The organism is Phenylobacterium sp. (assembly GCF_004299445.1).
In the GTDB taxonomy this organism is placed as follows: Bacteria; Pseudomonadota; Alphaproteobacteria; order Caulobacterales; family Caulobacteraceae; genus Phenylobacterium.
Genome location: NZ_SCTC01000042.1, coordinates 55,206 through 70,677, shown reverse-complemented (window position 1 = coordinate 70,677; position 15,472 = coordinate 55,206). Strand labels below are relative to the sequence as shown.

17 protein-coding genes are annotated in these 15,472 nt (G+C 70.1%); 6 read left to right on the top strand and 11 right to left on the bottom strand.

Annotation, left to right across the window (positions count from 1 at the left end):
- Positions 1-108 precede the first annotated feature (108 nt).
- Positions 109-1,308 (top strand): TonB family protein, encoded by a 1,200-nt coding sequence (locus tag EPN98_RS11295; RefSeq protein WP_293362798.1) that lies wholly within the window; start codon positions 109-111, stop codon positions 1,306-1,308.
- The gene (locus EPN98_RS11290) at positions 1,305-1,802 is read left to right on the top strand and encodes a hypothetical protein (protein ID WP_293362797.1); all 498 of its coding nucleotides are present in this window, start codon (positions 1,305-1,307) and stop codon (positions 1,800-1,802) included. The genes EPN98_RS11295 and EPN98_RS11290 overlap by 4 nt, the downstream gene beginning before the upstream one ends.
- A gap of 510 nt (positions 1,803-2,312) precedes the next feature.
- Here the strand turns inward: EPN98_RS11290 and recO are convergent.
- Positions 2,313-3,044 carry a DNA repair protein RecO gene (gene recO, locus EPN98_RS11285; RefSeq protein ID WP_293362796.1) on the bottom strand — a complete coding sequence of 244 codons (732 nt, stop codon included), beginning with the start codon at positions 3,042-3,044 and terminating at the stop codon, positions 2,313-2,315.
- Between the two features lie 384 nt (positions 3,045-3,428).
- Here recO and EPN98_RS11280 point away from each other — a divergent pair, with 384 nt between their 5' ends.
- A complete protein-coding gene (locus EPN98_RS11280; protein ID WP_293362795.1) occupies positions 3,429-3,785 on the top strand; it encodes a DUF1428 domain-containing protein in 357 nt (118 codons plus the stop codon).
- A gap of 4 nt (positions 3,786-3,789) precedes the next feature.
- Here the strand turns inward: EPN98_RS11280 and EPN98_RS11275 are convergent, their stop codons facing one another.
- Together EPN98_RS11275 and EPN98_RS11270 are read right to left on the bottom strand one after the other, a co-directional pair.
- A complete protein-coding gene (locus tag EPN98_RS11275; protein ID WP_293362794.1) occupies positions 3,790-4,620 on the bottom strand; it encodes a thioesterase family protein in 831 nt (276 codons plus the stop codon).
- Between the two features lie 48 nt (positions 4,621-4,668).
- Complete coding sequence (locus EPN98_RS11270) at positions 4,669-5,412, bottom strand: arylamine N-acetyltransferase (protein WP_366558475.1); 744 nt, start codon at positions 5,410-5,412, stop codon at positions 4,669-4,671.
- A 246-nt stretch (positions 5,413-5,658) separates the two neighbouring features.
- On the opposite strand from EPN98_RS11270, the gene EPN98_RS11265 reads away from it, so the two are divergent.
- Positions 5,659-6,303, top strand: coding sequence for a PEPxxWA-CTERM sorting domain-containing protein (locus EPN98_RS11265; RefSeq protein WP_293362793.1), 645 nt, complete (start codon positions 5,659-5,661; stop codon positions 6,301-6,303).
- Positions 6,304-6,371: 68 nt separating this feature from the next.
- Here the strand turns inward: EPN98_RS11265 and EPN98_RS11260 are convergent, their stop codons facing one another.
- From EPN98_RS11260 to lepB, 5 genes are all read right to left on the bottom strand, one after another.
- Positions 6,372-8,705: a serine/threonine-protein kinase gene (locus EPN98_RS11260; protein ID WP_293362792.1), complete on the bottom strand. Its 2,334-nt coding sequence runs from the start codon at positions 8,703-8,705 to the stop codon at positions 6,372-6,374.
- The gene (locus EPN98_RS11255) at positions 8,686-9,237 is read right to left on the bottom strand and encodes an ECF-type sigma factor (protein ID WP_293362791.1); all 552 of its coding nucleotides are present in this window, start codon (positions 9,235-9,237) and stop codon (positions 8,686-8,688) included. Before EPN98_RS11255 ends, EPN98_RS11260 begins: the two co-directional genes overlap by 20 nt.
- Before the next feature lie 81 nt (positions 9,238-9,318).
- On the bottom strand, positions 9,319-10,242 hold the full coding sequence (era, locus tag EPN98_RS11250; protein WP_293362790.1) for a GTPase Era: 924 nt from the start codon (positions 10,240-10,242) through the stop codon (positions 9,319-9,321).
- The gene (gene rnc / locus EPN98_RS11245) at positions 10,239-10,958 is read right to left on the bottom strand and encodes a ribonuclease III (RefSeq protein ID WP_293362789.1); all 720 of its coding nucleotides are present in this window, start codon (positions 10,956-10,958) and stop codon (positions 10,239-10,241) included. Before rnc ends, era begins: the two co-directional genes overlap by 4 nt.
- Positions 10,955-11,731 carry a signal peptidase I gene (gene lepB, locus EPN98_RS11240; protein WP_293362788.1) on the bottom strand — a complete coding sequence of 259 codons (777 nt, stop codon included), beginning with the start codon at positions 11,729-11,731 and terminating at the stop codon, positions 10,955-10,957. The genes rnc and lepB overlap by 4 nt, the downstream gene beginning before the upstream one ends.
- Positions 11,732-12,057: 326 nt before the next feature.
- Between lepB and EPN98_RS11235 the strand changes: the two genes are divergently transcribed.
- Together EPN98_RS11235 and EPN98_RS11230 are read left to right on the top strand one after the other, a co-directional pair.
- Positions 12,058-12,954 carry an EamA family transporter gene (locus tag EPN98_RS11235; RefSeq protein WP_293362787.1) on the top strand — a complete coding sequence of 299 codons (897 nt, stop codon included), beginning with the start codon at positions 12,058-12,060 and terminating at the stop codon, positions 12,952-12,954.
- Positions 12,955-13,050: 96 nt separating this feature from the next.
- Positions 13,051-13,431, top strand: coding sequence for a nuclear transport factor 2 family protein (locus tag EPN98_RS11230; protein WP_293362786.1), 381 nt, complete (start codon positions 13,051-13,053; stop codon positions 13,429-13,431).
- A 123-nt stretch (positions 13,432-13,554) separates the two neighbouring features.
- Here the strand turns inward: EPN98_RS11230 and EPN98_RS11225 are convergent, their stop codons facing one another.
- The 3 genes from EPN98_RS11225 to EPN98_RS11215 all read right to left on the bottom strand — a co-directional run bounded on the left by EPN98_RS11225 (position 13,555) and on the right by EPN98_RS11215 (position 15,219).
- Positions 13,555-14,145 (bottom strand): hypothetical protein, encoded by a 591-nt coding sequence (locus EPN98_RS11225; protein WP_293362785.1) that lies wholly within the window; start codon positions 14,143-14,145, stop codon positions 13,555-13,557.
- A gap of 27 nt (positions 14,146-14,172) precedes the next feature.
- A complete protein-coding gene (locus EPN98_RS11220) occupies positions 14,173-14,493 on the bottom strand; it encodes a hypothetical protein (RefSeq protein WP_293362784.1) in 321 nt (106 codons plus the stop codon).
- Positions 14,494-14,607: 114 nt separating this feature from the next.
- Complete coding sequence (locus EPN98_RS11215; RefSeq protein ID WP_293362783.1) at positions 14,608-15,219, bottom strand: PEPxxWA-CTERM sorting domain-containing protein; 612 nt, start codon at positions 15,217-15,219, stop codon at positions 14,608-14,610.
- Between the last annotated feature and the right edge of the window lie 253 nt (positions 15,220-15,472).

The following is a 15,472-nucleotide window of genomic DNA, read 5'->3' as shown; positions in this document are numbered from 1 at the left end:
CATGGCGGCGCTTCTAGGGGCTTGGCGGGCGGACGGCAAGGCGGTTGACGGTTACGTTTACTCATGTAATCGATAGGTGGCGTACGGGCGTAATCTCGGAGTGACCCCATGGCCGCCGACCTGCTGGACACCCTCGTTCGGGCCAACCTCGCGGCGGCCGCGGCGATCCTGATGGTGCTGCTGTTGAGGCGCCCGGTGCGGCGAATGTTCGACGCGCGAGCGGCCTATGCGCTGTGGCTCACCGTGCCCCTGGCGATGGCGGCCAGCCTGTCGCCCCGGCCCGAAGCCGTCGCCATGCTGGAGCCTCTGACCCTCACCGCCGACGCCGTCGCCAAGGCGGCGCCCCTCCCGCCGGTTCCGGGCCTGATCGGCTCCGTCCTGGTGGCGGCCTGGCTGGGCGGGGCGCTGTTCGCCGGTGGGATGCTGGTGCGGCGGCAGGCGCGGTTCATGGCGGCGCTGGGGCGCCTGACCCCTGTCGGCGGCGGCGTCCTGCGGGCGGAGAATCCGGCGGTCGGCCCGGCGGTCATCGGCGCGCTGCGGCCCTGGATCGTGACCCCGGCCGACTTCGAGACCCGCTTCAACGCCGACGAGCGCGCGCTGATCCTGAGCCATGAAGCCGTGCACCTGGCGCGCGGCGACGGATTGGCGAACGCGCTGGCGGCGGCCGCACAGTGCGTCTGCTGGTTCAACCCGCTGGTCCATCTGGCCGCGCGTCGGCTGCGGATCGACCAGGAGCTGGCCTGCGACGCCGCCGTTCTGGCGCGACATCCGCAGCAGCGGCGGCGTTACGCCGGCGCGCTGCTGAAGGCGCAACTGGATGCGCCGATGCTGCCGGTGGGCTGCCACTGGCCGGCCTCCGGAGACCACCCGCTGAAGGAGAGGATCGCCATGCTCAAGACCCCCCTGCCCGCCCCCTCGCGCCGGATCGCCGGCCTGGCCGCCGCCGTCCTCGCCAGCCTGACAGCGGCCGGCGCGGCCTGGGCCATCCAGCCCTCGCCGGCGCCCGCACGGGTGACCGCCGCGCCGGTCTGGATTTCCAGGCCGGATGGGGCGAACATCGCCAGCGTCTATCCGGCTGCCGCCGCCGCTCAGAAGCTGACCGGCAAAGTCCTCATGGCCTGCCATGTCGAGGGCGACGGGCGCCTGTCGGGGTGCAAGGTGCTGCGCGAGACCCCGATCGAGGCGGGCTTCGGCGAGGCTGTCCTGAAGGTCGCGCACCGCTTCCAGATGGCCGCCACCGACCGCGACGGGCAGCCCACGGCCGGGACCGACGTACGCATTCCCATCCGCTTCGTGGTCCCCGAGTGATCGCGGCCGAACCGCCGCCTTCGCCGCCCACGGCCGAGGCCGTCGTGATCAGCCGGCGCGAGAGCAGCGAGGTGGTGGCCTCGCTCGACACCCCGTTGGTGCTGAGCAAGGCCGGCCAGCGCGAGCAGGCCTTCGTGAGGCAGGCCGTGTTCGTTACGACGTCGTTGAGTCTGGTGCGGCCGGCGAGCGGGACCCCCACTCCGGACGGCTGGCGCTGGGCGCATCAGGCGTTCCTGCAGCGCCAGATTTGCTTCAGCTCGATCACCGGACTGTTCGCCTGCGCGGAGGCGTCGGTTCAGCCGCTCATCCACGCCGAGAACGGCGAGGCGCCGGTCTCGCCGGTCGATCCCGAGGCGGCGCCGGAAAGCGAGGCGGCCCGCAAGCGGCTGGCCGACGGGCTGAAGCCCAAGGCGGCCGCCCTGTTCGAAGCCGACCGCCGACAGCACGTCGACCCGATGCTCAAGGCCGCCGGCGTGGTCGCCGCCCGCCGCTAAAGCGCAGACCGCCGAAGATGCCCGGACGGGCTAAAGGGCGATTTTGCCGCACGTGGTGAAGCCACGTTACCAATTCCCTTTCACCGCGGCTTAAACGGGCCGGTCAAGCTTGGCCGAATGTTGATCGCGCCCCCCCGGCTGAACGTGGGGGCCTGGCTCACGCTCGCCGTGGCCGGGCCCACGCTGATGCTTGCGGCCGCGCTGGGCGCCACGTCCGGCGGGCTCGCGCGATCGGCAGGCATGTGGGAGGCCGTGCTGCTGGCGCCTGCGATCGCGCTGGCGCTGCGGTCGCTGGAGCGCCGACGGGCGATCGCTGCGCAGGGCGCCGAACGATTCCTGGTCGCCGCGTTCGGGCTGAGCGTGGCCGAGGCCTCGGGCGTCCTGATGGCCGTGCTGATGGGCGCGCCGTTGCCAGGACAGGCGGTGGCCTGCGGGCTGACGGTGGCCGCGGCGCCGCTGGCGCTGGCCGTGGCCGGTGATCTCCTCCGCAGGGCTTTCCCCGATTTCTCGCTACAGCCGACCGGCCTCGCGCAATCGCTCCATCAGCCAGACGCGGGCCGGCGGCAGGGGCCGGTTGAGTGGTCCGAAAATGTTCTGCTCGAGGAAATGGCCCGTGAGCTCGAAGCCCGCGCCGATGTCGCCGGGGCCGAGCCCCGACTGCGACGAGAGCAGGAAGGCCGGCAGCGCGAGCAGCCGGTCCTTGTAGGGTTCGCCGGCGTCCCGGCAGACGGCGCGGCCGGTGCGGGGACTGACGTAGATCAGGTCGTCGAGACTGCCGGTGGCGGCGCACTTGCTGAGGTCGAGGCCGAAGCCCAGGTCCTGGAGCAGGCCCGCCTCGAAGCGGATGAACACCGCGGGCCAGATCTCGGGCACGAGGAACGCGCCGCTGAGCGCCTCGAAGGCGAGGAAGGCCCCCGGATGTGGCTCCCGCTCCGGAAGCGCGCCAGCAGCCACGGCCGCCGCGGCGGCCATCCCCGCGAGCGCCAGTGGATCATCGAAGAGCGCTGCCGGCCCCTCACCCTGGGGCTCAAGGGTCGCCGAGCCCAGCTGTTCGCTGACCCGGGCCCGATAGCGGACGAGGCCGCGCGCGCCGGCCTGGAGGTAGGGCCGCATGCGCTTGGACGCGCCGCCGGCGACATGGGCGGCATAGCGGCCATGCTCGCGGGTGAGCAGCTCCACGATCGCTCCGGACTCTCCGAAGGCGCGGGCCGAGAGCACGAAGGCGTCGTCGGAGAATTCCATCGCATCAAGCTGTGGGCGCCCGCCGAGGAAATCCAGTCCCCGATCTCGGATGCGTCCGTCGCGATGGACGCGGCGCTGGCGGAACTTCGCAGCCTGCTGGCCGCGTACAGGTCGAAGGTCGTCGTCGGGGACGCGGCGGAGGCGGCCTGACGCAAGCCGTTCGGCGGCGATGGCGCGCCAGCGGCGCTATTGGACCACGAACCACACGAACCACACGAACAGGGTCCATGGCTCGCGGCTCGCTGTCGGTATTCGAGCCCGGTTCGTGTGGTTTGTGGTCAGGAATGACAGCGCCTGCGGCGCGCGCGGCGGCGAAGGCTGCTGACAGATTCTGGCGTGGGCGCGCGGCATAGTCGGGGTTGCAGCAGCGAGGGAGCGGCGGGGATGTATGTTTGCGGGCTGGTGATCCCGGTGCCGGAGGACGCGATGGAGGCCTATCGCGCCTGGGCCGAAAACGGGGCGGCGTTCTTCCGGGAATACGGCTGCGTCGAGATCGTGGAGTGCTGGGAGGACTTCGTGCCCGAGGGCAAGGAGACCGATTTCCGCAAGGCGGTGGCCGCGAAGGCGGGTGAGAAGATCGTGTTCACGTGGCAGGTCTGGCCCGACCGTGAGTTCTTCCAGGCGGCGGAGGCGAAGATGCACGACGATCCGCGCATGGATTCGGCCGGGACGCCGCCGTTCGACGCCAAGCGGCTGATCCTGGGATGCTTCTCGCCGCTGGTGACGGTGGGCCGGGCCTAACCCCCTACTCCGGCGGTTCGCGGCGACGTTCGCGGTACCAGGCGAGCTGTTCGCTGGTGGCCAGCAGCTTGCCGTCGCGGCTCCAGTAGCTGGAGCGCTCGTCCGAGGCGCCGCCGGCGCCGACGCGGCCTTCGCACTCGATCAGGATGTAGTCGTCGCCGATGGCCGCGAGTTCGTCGGTGGTCGCGTGCAGATAGACCGTCAGCGACAGCGTGGTCGTGCTGACCGACATGCCCAGGGCGTAGAAGGCCCGCGGGGCCGAGTTGTCGGTGACCATGCCCAGCAGCGCCTTGTCCCACGGTCCGCGGCGCGAGCGAACCCAGGCCAGCGAGCGGGAATCCGGACCGGGCTGGGGCGGGAAGCCCTCGGCCGTGCGGCGCTCGAAGGCCTGGGCGCCGAAGTGCTCCGAGGCGCCCGGCATCATGTCGGGACTGGGCAGGCTCGCGGGATCCGGCGCGGCCGGCATGGACGCGAAGGCGAAGGCCGGCGTGTCGGGCCGGCGCGCCATGGTGACGATGGCGTGGACGCCGACCTCGCCCGTGGCGGCGATGCACAGCTCCACTTCCCAGACGCCGATCGAGCCGCCCTGTCGCAGGCGGCGGGTGCGGACCAGCAGGTCGCCCGAAGGCAGAGCCGCCGCATAAGTGAGCGTGATCGACAGCGGCTCGCCCACGGCCTCAGGCTCGGCCTCCATGACGCGGACGGCGAGACCGATGGCGTAGCCGCCCCACAGGCCGCCGCCGGGATTGCGCCACTCGGGGCCGGCGTGCGTGTTCCAGCGCCCCGGGCCGGCGGCGGTCAGGACCATCGAATGGGAGGTGTGGGTCGAACTCATGGGGCCGCTACTAGCCGCAGGACGCTAGGTCACCAAATCCCCTTTCCCTCAACCCGGGGGCGTGGCCGCGGCGCGTTCGATGACGGGACGCCACGAGGGTTCGACAGCGAGGCCGAAGACGTCGCGCAGGATCGTCTCAATGCCGTCGGCGTCGAGGATCTCCTTGGTCGGCTTGCCGCCGATGGGCCGCGTGGTGAAGCGGTTGAAGAGCAGGCCGTAGCGCGCCTGCGGCGTCGTGCGACCGGCCAGCAGATTCGACCGGAAATGCGATGTGGGGTGGGTCGAGGTGAACCAGTTGGCCATCTCGTAGTCACGGGGCACGCAGGGGGTCAGCGACACATCATAGGCTGGGACCCAGCCGGGCTCGCGCAACACCTCAAGCGTGTAGCCCCCGGGGATCGGCGCCAACCGATAGAGATCGTGGTCAGTGGGCTGCTCAAGGTCCGGCTGCAGCCGGAGCGGCGCTGTCAGGACACACCCGCCGAAGCCGACATCGACCAGCCAGTCCTCGCCCTCCGCGATCACCTTCAGGACGTGGTGGGTGCGCGGCTGGGCCGGCGCGTCGGGCGGCGCGTTCCAGCGGACGCGGGCCGCCAGCCCCTCAACCTCGAAGCCCAGAGCGGTGAGCACGCGCGCGAACAGGCTGTTCTGCTCGAAGCAGTAGCCCCCTCGCCCCCCGTGAATGAGCTTCGCATCAACCGCAGCCGGCGAGATGTCGATGCCGCGATCCAGCAGACAGTCGATCGCTTCGAAGGCGATGGCTGCGGGATGCAGCGCGTGAAGCGCGCGCAAGGTCGAGAGGCTTGCCTGGCGGGGCCCAACAAAGCCGATGCGAGAGAAATAGGCGTCAAGGTCAACCATGGAGCGCATATGGGGTTCCGGCCTCGCCACGCTACAGCTCAGGGCCGGCGCGTCGCGCAACAGCACCGATCTCCAATTTTTTCGCGCGACCGTGGCCCCGTTTCCGGACCGTCCACGCATCTCCCTCTGACAGCCGGATCCTGTGGTGGGGGATGGCGGGTGCAAGTGGAGATTTCCATGACCGGTTTCGAGTTCTCAAGACTGAAGGGCGCCGCAGCGGCGCTGGCGCTGGGGGCGGTGTTCGCGGCGAGCGGCGCGCAGGCGGCGACCCACGTGCTGAACCTGACGGGCAGCGCGAACAACGTGACGACCAACTCGTTCATGTTCGGCAACACGCTCTACGAGACGGGCGCGCTGGAGCTGACCGGCTTTACGCCGTTCCAGTTGGCCGACGGCGACGACGTGGAGGTGACGGTCACGATCACCGACGGCGCCTTCACGCTGCCGGTCCGCCAGTTCATGTATTTCGGCCTCAACTTCTCGGACATCTCGGGGGGCGTGCAGCCCATCACGTCGTCGTCGAATGGCCTGTTCTCGTTCGATGGCGGGCCGCAGGTGGGCGCCGGTTGCGGCAACTGCACCAGCCTCATCACCTACGTCGAGAACCAGCAGCTCTCGTTCACGAGCCTGTTCGCGACAGGGTCGTTCTCGATGAGCGAGCCGCATCAGATCAACAGCATCACGGTGAGCTACCAGGTGAACGACCCCGCGGTCACCGCGGTGCCGGAGCCCGGCACGTGGGCGCTGATGATCGCCGGCTTCGGGGGCGCGGGGATGATGATCCGCCGCCGTCGCCGTAGCGGAGACATGGTCGCGGCCTAAGACCCGACCGACCGAACGACCTCGACGGCAGACCGTGCACTCCCGTCGGGGTCCGACGCCACCCGTTGCTAGCGGCGGGTGGCGTCCGCGTTTCTGGCGCCGCACCAGCGGGCCTGAGCTTCGCGCAAGAGCTTGAGCGAGCCCGAGTCGTCGAGGGCCGCGTAACGGCCGGTCCGCTGGAGATCGGCGAACACCGCGCCGGCCGCGTCGTAGTTGCGGCAGGCGTCGGCCACGCGACCGGCGGGCGCCTGGACATCGCCCAGGGCGGCCAGCGCGACGGCGTAGTCGCGGGCGTACATGACCACCTCCGGGCGGGCTTCCATGCGCCGCCGTCTGGCCTCGGCGGCCCCGGCCAGGATCGGAACGGCTTCCCCCACCCGCCCGGTCGCGGAGAGCGCCTGGGCATAGGCGCTCTGGGTCATGTCGAGGGCGCGGGCGGAATCGACGTCGGCCGGCTCGAAGGCGACGACCGCGCGGGCCTCGGCGACGCCCCGCTGCAGGATGCGGGCGGCTTCCTCCGCCTGACCCGCATCGATCAGGGTGGTGCCGAGCGCCCAGCGCGCCCGCGGCAACAGGCGCCGCACGGTGGGATCGTCGGGCCAGCGGCGGGCCGCCTCTTCCAGCAGCGCCATCTCGACGCGGTACGGCGCCACGGCGGGTTTCGCGCCCTCGGCGTAGTAGGTGCTCTCGGCGATCAGGTCCTGCAGCGCCGTCTCGATGATGACCGCCGTGCGGGCGTCGCGCGGCGGCGGGGCGCTCAGTCCGGCGCGGGCCGTGGCCATGGCTTCCGCGTAGCGGCCCTGCCAGACCCGGAGCGCGCCCATCTCGGCATGCCAGTCGCGCTGCAGCTCGACGATGGGCCGGGCAGGATCGAAGATGAGGGCCCTGGCCTCGGCGAGGTAGCGCTCGGTCGCCGGAAAGTCGTTGTCGATCATCACCGTGATGTGGGCCTGATCGAGCCTGGCCCGGGCGCGCAGGCGGCGGCCCGTCTCGCCGGGTATCGCGGCGGCCAGCGCATAGGCGGTTGCGAGGTTCTTCTTGGCCTGGTCGGTCTGGCCCAGGTTGGGGCGGCCGGGGCGACCCTGGACTTCGGCCAGCCGCAACAGGCCGCGGACGGACTCGGCCTTCACCTCCAGCGGCGCGTCGGGGCTGCGGGCCAGGCGGTCGAGGTAGGCCTGGGACACGCGGGCCGCCTCGATGCGCAGCTTCAGCGAACGGGGCTGGCGTTCCAGCCGGTCGCCCAGATCGAACAGCAGGTAGCGGGCCGCGCCGCGGGCCTGTTCAAAGCGGGCGCGGGCCTCGGCGCGGGCCTGCTCGGCGCGGATGTAGCTGACGGTGGAGATCGTCGTGGCCGCCGAGAGCGCCAGGATCGTCGCCGTGACCAGGCCAACGCCCCAGCGGTGGCGACCCACGAACCGCCGGGCGCGGTAGAGCGCGCCGTCGCCGGCCCTGGCCTGGACTCCGAAGCCGTCACGCCAGCGGATCAGGTCGGCGATCAGGTCGGCCACGCTGCCATAGCGGTCGACGGCCTCGTGGGCGCGGGCCTTGGCGACGATGGCCAAGAGATCGGCGTCGGCCGACTTCCCCGCCAGTCCTTCCAGCACCAGCCCCAGCGCGAAGACGTCGTCGGCCACCACGGGCGCCGCGCCGGCGATCCGCTCAGGGCTGGCGAAGTCGGGGGTCATGGGCGACAGGCCCTCGACCTCCTCGCCCAGCAGGCGGGCGATGCCGAAGTCGAGCAGCCGCACGCGGCCGTCGGCGCCGACCAGGATGTTCGACGGCTTGAGGTCGGCGTGGACGATCAGCTGGGCGTGCGCGAACTGCACCGCCTCGGCCGCCTGCACGAACACGGCGACCGCCTCGCGCAGGGGCCGGCCGGCGCAGGCCTCGTCGATCGGGCGGCCGGCGACGTGCTCCATGGCCAGCCATGGCGTGCCGTCGGGCAGCACGCCGCCGTCGATCAGCCGGGCGATGTTGGGATGCTCGAGGCGCGCCAGGATGCGCCGCTCCTCGGCGAAGCGGCGGGCCGCCAGCGGCGCCAGGTGGCTCCACAGCAGCTTCACCGCGACGGTCTGATCGAACAGCCCGTCGCTGCGCTCGCCGCGCCAGACCTGGCCCATGCCGCCCTCGCCGATCTGCTCCACGAGACGGAACGGGCCGACCTGTTCGGGAGGCGGCCCCAGAGGCTTGCGTACGGCGGGGAACTCGGTGGGCATGGCCCGGCCGGCGCCGGCGGCGCTGCGCTCCAGGGCCTCGACGCGCTGCACCACCGCGGGCTCGATGCGGGCCAGGAGGCGCTTGCGATATCGGGCGTCGTCGGGCCGGTCGCTCAACCGCTCGAAGAGCGCCAGCGCCTGACGCTCCTGTTCCGGGTGCGCCTGTTCAGGCCTGGGCGGGGGCAAGGTAGTCGATGAGCCAGGCCCGCGCCGCCTGCCAGCGGCGCTTCACGGTGCGCTCGGGCAGGCCCGTGGCCCGGGCGGTCTCCTCGACGGTAAGGCCCAGGGTGAAGCGCAGCTCGACCACGCGGGCGTGTTCCGCGGAAAAGGCCTCGAGGGCGGCCAGCGCGCGGTCCAGATCCTCGACGTCGACCACGTCGTCCTGCTGTCCGCCCGGGAACTGGGTGAGGATGGCCGGCGCCACACGCTTGGCGGCGCGGAAGCGGCGGGCCTCGTCGATCAGCACGCGGCGCATGGTCCGGCCGGCGACGGCCAGCATGTGACCCTCGTCGGCGATCTTGCCGGGCATCGACTGGATCAGGCGCAGCGAGGCCTCGTTGACCAGGTCGGTGGGCTGGAGCTTCAGGCGCATGCCGTCGCCGACCATGATGGCGCGGGCCATGCGGCGCATGTCCTCATAGCAGGCCGCCAGCAGCCGCTCGTACGAGACGGGCTCTGCATTGGCGATCTCAGCCTCGGGATTCGTGGCGCGCCCCATGGGCCGCCATTGTTCATCGAACCGGCGCTTCGACAAGGAAAGGCTCGCGGAGCGCGAGAGGAACTCGCCCGGTGCGCGGTATCAGGCGTCGAAGTCGAGGCCGAGGTCGCCGTAGAAGGCGCGTTTGTCGGCCCACTTCTCGTCGACCTGGACGTGCAGGAACAGGTGGACCGGGCGGTCGAGCAGCTGGATCAGCTCTTCGCGCGACTTCTGGCCGATCCACTTCAGCGTCTGACCGCCCTTGCCCAGGACGATGGGCCGCTGGCTCTCGCGCTCGACGTAGATGGTCTGCTCGATGCGCACGCCGCCATCCTTGCGCTCCTGGAAGGCGGTGGTCTCGACGGCGGCCGCGTACGGCAGTTCCTCGTGGACGCGCAGATACAGCTTCTCGCGGGTGATCTCGGCGGCCAGCAGCCGGGCCGGCAGGTCGGCGGTCTGGTCCTCGGGATAGAGCCACGGGCCCTGCGGCATGAGGGCGGCGAGGCGCGCCTTCAGGTCGTCGACGCCCGAACCCGTCGTCGCCGAGATCATGAAGACTTCGTCGTAGACACCTGTTTCGAAGAGCTTTTGCGAGATCGCCAGCAGTTCGTCGCGCTTGACCGCGTCGACCTTGTTGAGCGCCAGGATCACCTTCTTGCCGGCCTTCTTCAGCCCTTCGACAATGCTCTCGACGTCGATCTGCGCGCGGTGGTCAGCAGGCTTGTCGCCGAGCTGGGCGGGCGCGTCGACCAGGTGGACGATGGCGTCGGCGTCCTCGGCCCCGCCCCAGGCGGCGCGGACCATGGCGCGGTCCAGGCGGCGGCGTGGCGCGAAGATCCCGGGGGTGTCGACCAGCACGATCTGAGCGTCGCCCGCCAGCGCCACGCCCCGCACCGGGAAGCGCGTGGTCTGGACCTTCTGCGTCACGATGGAGACCTTGGCGCCCACGAGGCGGTTGGTCAGGGTGGACTTGCCCGCGTTGGGGGCGCCGATGATGGCGGCAAAGCCGGCGTGTTGGTCGGTCATAGCTTTCGGCTCGCCTCGGATTCCACGCCTTCGCGCTTCAATAGCATGGTCTGGGCGGCCAGCTTCTCGGCGGCCTGGCGCGAACCGCCCTCGCCCCGTTCGGCCTCGAAGCCTTTGACACGGACCTCGACGGTGAAGATGGGGGCGTGAGCGGGCCCGGTGCGGCCCACCACCTCGTAGGCCGGCAACGGCAGGCCGAGGCCCTGCGCCCACTCCTGCAGCTGGGTCTTGGGATCCTTGGAGCGCGGGGCGTCGACGTTGGCGAATTCCTCGGCCCAGAACTTCTCGAAGAAGGCCTTGGCCGTCTCCAGCCCACCGTCGATGTAGAGGGCCGCGATCAGCGCCTCGCAGGCGTCGCCCAGCACCGCATCCGACTTGCGCGCGCCCACCTTGGTGGCGCTGGCCGACAGCCGCAGCGCGGCGGGCAGGCCGGCCCGCTCGGCGGCGCGGGCGCAGGCGTGGTAGTTCACGAGGGTGGCGAGACGTTGCGACATCTCCCCTTCCCGCGCGTCGGGGTCCAGCGCCATCAGACGCTCGGCGGCGCAGAGGTTGAGGACGCGGTCGCCCAGGAACTCCAGCCGCTCGTTGTGGCGCACGTCACGCGCGCCGTCGCCGACGCTGGCGTGCGTCAGCGACCGCTCGAGGAGGTCGCGGTCGGCGAAGATGTGACCGATGCGGCGCTCGAGCTCCTCGACCGCCGCGACCCGCGCATTCATTTCAGCACTTTGAAGAACCGGCTGGGCCGCGCGTCCAGCACCCACGTCCAGGGCTTGAAGATCGAGGCTTCCGGCTTCCAGGAGAGCAGGATGATCTGCGCCTTGCCCACCAGATGGTCGGCCGGGACCATGCCCACGCCCATGGCGGCGGGCGGCACGCGGCTGTCCGACGAGTTGTCGCGGTTGTCGCCCATCATGAAGTAGTGGCCGTCGGGCACGACGAAGACGTCGGTGTTGTCGAGGTCGCCGTCGGGACCCATGTCCTGGGTGGCGAAGGTGCGGCCGGTGTCCAGGCGCTCCTGGTAGCGGGCGATGTCGCGCTCGAAGCCCATGACGATCGTCTTGGACGGCGACAGCGGCTCGCGGGCCACCAGCTTGTCGTTCACGTACAGCAGGCCGGCGCGCATCTGCACCCGGTCGCCCGGCAGGCCGATGACGCGCTTGATGTAGTCGGTGCGCCCATCGCTGGGCAGCTTGAAGACCACGATGTCGCCGCGCTCGGGATGGCGCTCGAAGATGCGGCCTTCGAACAGCGGCGGGCTGAACGGGATCGAGTGCTTGGAGTAGCCGTAGCTGTACTTCGACACGATCACGTAGTCGCCCTCGTACAGATTGGGCTCCATCGAGGCCGAGGGGATCGTGAACGGCTGGAAGAAGATGACGCGCAGGACAAGCGCGATCAGCAGCGCGTAGACGATGGTCTTGACGATCTCGATCGTCTCATGGAGCGCACCGGACTTTTCAGGCTGCGCGCTCTGCACGTTGTCACTCATAGGTCATCCCTGGGAACTTCGGCGTCCCGAAGCGGGTGTCTGGGTAGCCGCTCCCTAACCGATGAGCAAGTTCGGCGCCCGTGAACATTGCGACATGGGACGAACGGTCACCGCGCTTGAGGAGCGATCGCCGCCTCTCTCGCGCACCGTTCGTGTGGTTCGTGTGGTTCGTGGTTCGACCTACTGGCGCCGACGCGCCATCGCGGCGGAAAGGTTCATGCGACCCATCATCCGACCTGCGGCGCAGGCCACCGTCTCCCGAATGGCATGGCCCCTTCGCGGCAACTGGACCGGTGACAGTCCGGCGACGCGGCCTACATAGGCCCATGCCCCGTGAGTCCCTGCCCCCGCTGCACCTGCTGCTCGCCCTTGTGGTGGTGGCCGTGTGGGGGACGAACTTCGTGGTCATCAAGTGGGGGCTGGCCGACTTTCCGCCGCTGACGTTCGCGGCGTTGCGGTTCACGTTCGCGGTGCTGCCCGCGGCGTTCTTCCTGAAGCGGCCGGCCGCGCCATGGCGGAATCTGGCGGCCTATGGCGTGCTGATCGGCGTCGGCCAGTTCGGCATGCTCTACATCGCCATGACCCACTGGATCTCGCCGGGCCTGGCCAGCCTGGTCGTGCAGACCCAGGTCTTCTTCACCATCGGATTCGCCATGCTGATCGCGGGCGAGCGGGTGAAGGGCTTCCAGATCGTGGCGCTCTTGCTGGCCGCCTCGGGCCTGGGGTGGCTGATGATCCACACCAATGCGGAGGTGACGCCGCTGGGGCTGGGCCTGGTGCTGATCGCGGCGCTGTCGTGGGCCAGCGGCAACACGGTGGCGCGCGCCGCCGGCTCGGTGAACATGCTGAGCTATGTGGTCTGGGCCAGCATCTTCTCGGCCCCGCCGCTGTTCGCCCTGGCGCTGATGTTCGAGGGCTGGCCGGCATTCTCGCAATCGATCGTCCACGCCGACGCCAGCGCCTGGGCCGCAGTGCTCTGGCAGTCGGTGGGCAACACGATCTTCGGCTACACGGCCTGGGCCTGGCTGCTGGCGCGCCACCCGGCGGCGACCATCGCGCCGTTGTCCCTGCTGGTGCCGGTGTTCGGAATGGGGGCGTCGGCCGTGATGCTGGGCGAGCCCCTGACGGGCTGGAAGCTGACGGCGGCGGCGCTGGTGCTGGGCGGCCTGGCGCTGAACACCCTGTGGCCGATCCTGCGCCGCCCGGCGGTCAACGCCGCCTGAGGCCATCGATAAGCGACCTGAGCGCCGACTGGGCGGCTGGGTCTCACCAGCTGGACGACGGACCAGACTACAGACAGACGAACGGCGGAGATGAGAATGCCGACACGCGAAACAGTCGAAGCGTTTGTGGCGCAGGTGCTCAGCGGCGAGCATGTCGAGGCGATCCGCGACTGGTACGCCGACGAGGCGTCGATGCAGGAGAACCAGGCGCCGCCGCGCGTCGGTCGCGAGCTGTTGGTGGAGCACGAACGCCAGGCCCTGGCCCGCTCGGCCGGCGTGGTCACGGAACTGGTCTCGCCTGTGATCGTCGAGGGCGACCGCGTCGCGATCCACTGGCGCTTCACCTTCACGTCGAAGTCGGGCCGCGAGACCAGCTTCGAGGAGATCGCCTGGCAGGAATGGCGCGGCGACAAGGTCTGGCGCGAGCAGTTCTTCTATGATCCGGCGCAGATGCAGCGGGCGACGGCTACCGTCTAAGCGCCCTAACCGTCTGCGGAGGGCGCACGGCATCAACGCTGCGGATCGCCGGCCAACGGCGGCGCTTCTGGGTGGCCGGGACAAGCCCGGCCATGACGTTCACAGGTAGTGGAAATGTAGGAACTAAGCGGCTTCGGCGCCCCGCTTGATCGCGGCGAGGCCGGCCCGCATCCACGTCCCATAGGGGCCGTTGAGGAAGGCGAGCTTCAGTAGGAAGCCGCCCAGGCCGACGCCGAGGAACCCCGGAAACGCATCCGGCTTCAGTTCGAAGGAATAGGTCCAGACCAGCCGGGTCTTGTCGCCCTGGGCGCTGTAATGGAAATCGCCCAGGCCGTAGCGCAGCGGCTTGGCGGCCGGGGTCGTATAGCCCCAGACCACATAGCGGAAGCGCCAGTCGGCGTCGGTGCGGCTGTTCACCAGCACCTGCTCGGTCACGGTGGTGTCGTCGGTGAGGAAGACCAGGTGGCGGCCGCCCACCGGGCCGAAGCCGTCCGGCGTCAGCGGCAGCGTATCGGCCACGCCGGGCAGGCCTGCCGCCGCGGGGTGCCGGGCGCTGAGCGGCATGGCTTCGACCGCCTGGACCACGTGGGCGAAAGGGCGGTCGATGACCACCTCCTCCACGCGACTGACCAGCTTTGCCGGCCCGGCCACCGGCGGGTGCGGCGTCTCGACGAAGTCCGCCGGCGGACGGCGGGTGGCGACGGTCTCGGACAAAAGCCCCTCCCCTTGGACTGGCGGCGGCTACTTGATCTTGATGGTCGCCGCGCCCTGCGGCCCGACGACCTCGAAGCTGTCGCCCGACTTCTTGTCCTTGGGATACTCCACGCACTGTTCGTTCGGATCAAAGTTCGACTTGGTGCAGAGCTTTTCGCCGTCGATGCGCCACTCGCCCGTGACCTGGCCGTCCATGGCGGTGAACTTTCCGTCCGGCGTGTACGTCACGTCGATGTCCATGCCCTGGACGGACAGGACGATGCCCTTGGTCGTCACCTCCTGAAGGGTGCCGGCGACAGCGGGTGTGGCCAGCGCCAGGACGGCGGCGGCGAGCAGAACTTTGCGCATGGAATCCTCCCCGGGAGCAAAGGCGCCGGAGCTTACACCCAATCCCCGGAACGCGAAGAGCCCGCCCCGGCGGACCGGAGCGGGCTCACGAGCGCCATCCGAAGATGGGTCGGATCAGGCGTAGGCGACCTGGCGACGACGGAGCATCGCGCCGGCCGCGCCGAAGCCCAGGATCATCATCGCCCAGGTGGCCGGCTCGGGCACGACCCCCGTGGACAGCTGGACGTCATCCAGGATGTTGCCGACGAAGTTCGTCGGGCCGAGCTGGCGGAAAGCCAGCTGGCCGCCGGTGGTGTTGAACGAGAAGCTGTAGTTCGTCAGCGGGTCGTTCGCGGCAAGGGTGATGTCGACCGAGAAGTCGCCCAGGGTGACCCGGGTGGTCCGGGCCGGGCCGCCGCGCGCGTTGCCTCCCAACTGGAAGTCGAGCGTGTAGTTCCCGGCGCCGAAGCTGGCGAAAGAGGTGATCTCCCCGGCCGGATCGTTGCCGCCGGTGGAGCCGTCGAGGTCGAGATAGCGCCCGTTGCCGGGGTAGAGGTCGAACCCGCCGCCGGCGCCGATCAGGTCGACCGAGCCGGTGCTGACGAAGAAGACGGCGTCACCGTCCCAGTTGAGATCGTCGGCGGCCTCGCCGTCAAAGTTGTCGGAGAGCACGACGGCGGCATGGGCCGCCGGCGCGAGCGCCAGGGTCGCGGCAAGCGCCGCCGCGGACAGGTAGAGTCGTTTCATGGGTAGCCTCCAAGCGTGTTGACACACATGGACGCGGTGACGACGGCGCGCGGTGAAGCCGAAGGCCCCCACGCCAGACCACCTACGCACCCGTCCCGTCCACGGGTCACCAGAATCGAGCCCTCTACAGTAGAGATTTACCCAACCCCGGAACATCGACCAACGTTCCGAAGAACGTTGAGCATCCAAATGGCGTATACGCGGCTCTTTGACGCACCACAACATCACCCACGCAAAAATGTTTTTACGTCGA

What these genes read in the sequence shown, in the direction of transcription:
- EPN98_RS11275 (WP_293362794.1), bottom strand. Translation starts at nt 4,620, where the DNA reads ATGAGTTCGACCCACACCTCCCATTCGATGGTCCTGACCGCCGCCGGC.
- EPN98_RS11215 (WP_293362783.1), bottom strand. Translation starts at nt 15,219, where the DNA reads ATGAAACGACTCTACCTGTCCGCGGCGGCGCTTGCCGCGACCCTGGCG.
- rnc (WP_293362789.1), bottom strand. Translation starts at nt 10,958, where the DNA reads ATGAATGCGCGGGTCGCGGCGGTCGAGGAGCTCGAGCGCCGCATCGGT.
- EPN98_RS11255 (WP_293362791.1), bottom strand. Translation starts at nt 9,237, where the DNA reads ATGGGGCGCGCCACGAATCCCGAGGCTGAGATCGCCAATGCAGAGCCC.
- EPN98_RS11265 (WP_293362793.1), top strand. Translation starts at nt 5,659, where the DNA reads ATGACCGGTTTCGAGTTCTCAAGACTGAAGGGCGCCGCAGCGGCGCTG.
- lepB (WP_293362788.1), bottom strand. Translation starts at nt 11,731, where the DNA reads ATGAGTGACAACGTGCAGAGCGCGCAGCCTGAAAAGTCCGGTGCGCTC.
- EPN98_RS11280 (WP_293362795.1), top strand. Translation starts at nt 3,429, where the DNA reads ATGTATGTTTGCGGGCTGGTGATCCCGGTGCCGGAGGACGCGATGGAG.
- EPN98_RS11295 (WP_293362798.1), top strand. Translation starts at nt 109, where the DNA reads ATGGCCGCCGACCTGCTGGACACCCTCGTTCGGGCCAACCTCGCGGCG.
- EPN98_RS11220 (WP_293362784.1), bottom strand. Translation starts at nt 14,493, where the DNA reads ATGCGCAAAGTTCTGCTCGCCGCCGCCGTCCTGGCGCTGGCCACACCC.
- EPN98_RS11230 (WP_293362786.1), top strand. Translation starts at nt 13,051, where the DNA reads ATGCCGACACGCGAAACAGTCGAAGCGTTTGTGGCGCAGGTGCTCAGC.
- era (WP_293362790.1), bottom strand. Translation starts at nt 10,242, where the DNA reads ATGACCGACCAACACGCCGGCTTTGCCGCCATCATCGGCGCCCCCAAC.
- recO (WP_293362796.1), bottom strand. Translation starts at nt 3,044, where the DNA reads ATGGAATTCTCCGACGACGCCTTCGTGCTCTCGGCCCGCGCCTTCGGA.
- EPN98_RS11235 (WP_293362787.1), top strand. Translation starts at nt 12,058, where the DNA reads ATGCCCCGTGAGTCCCTGCCCCCGCTGCACCTGCTGCTCGCCCTTGTG.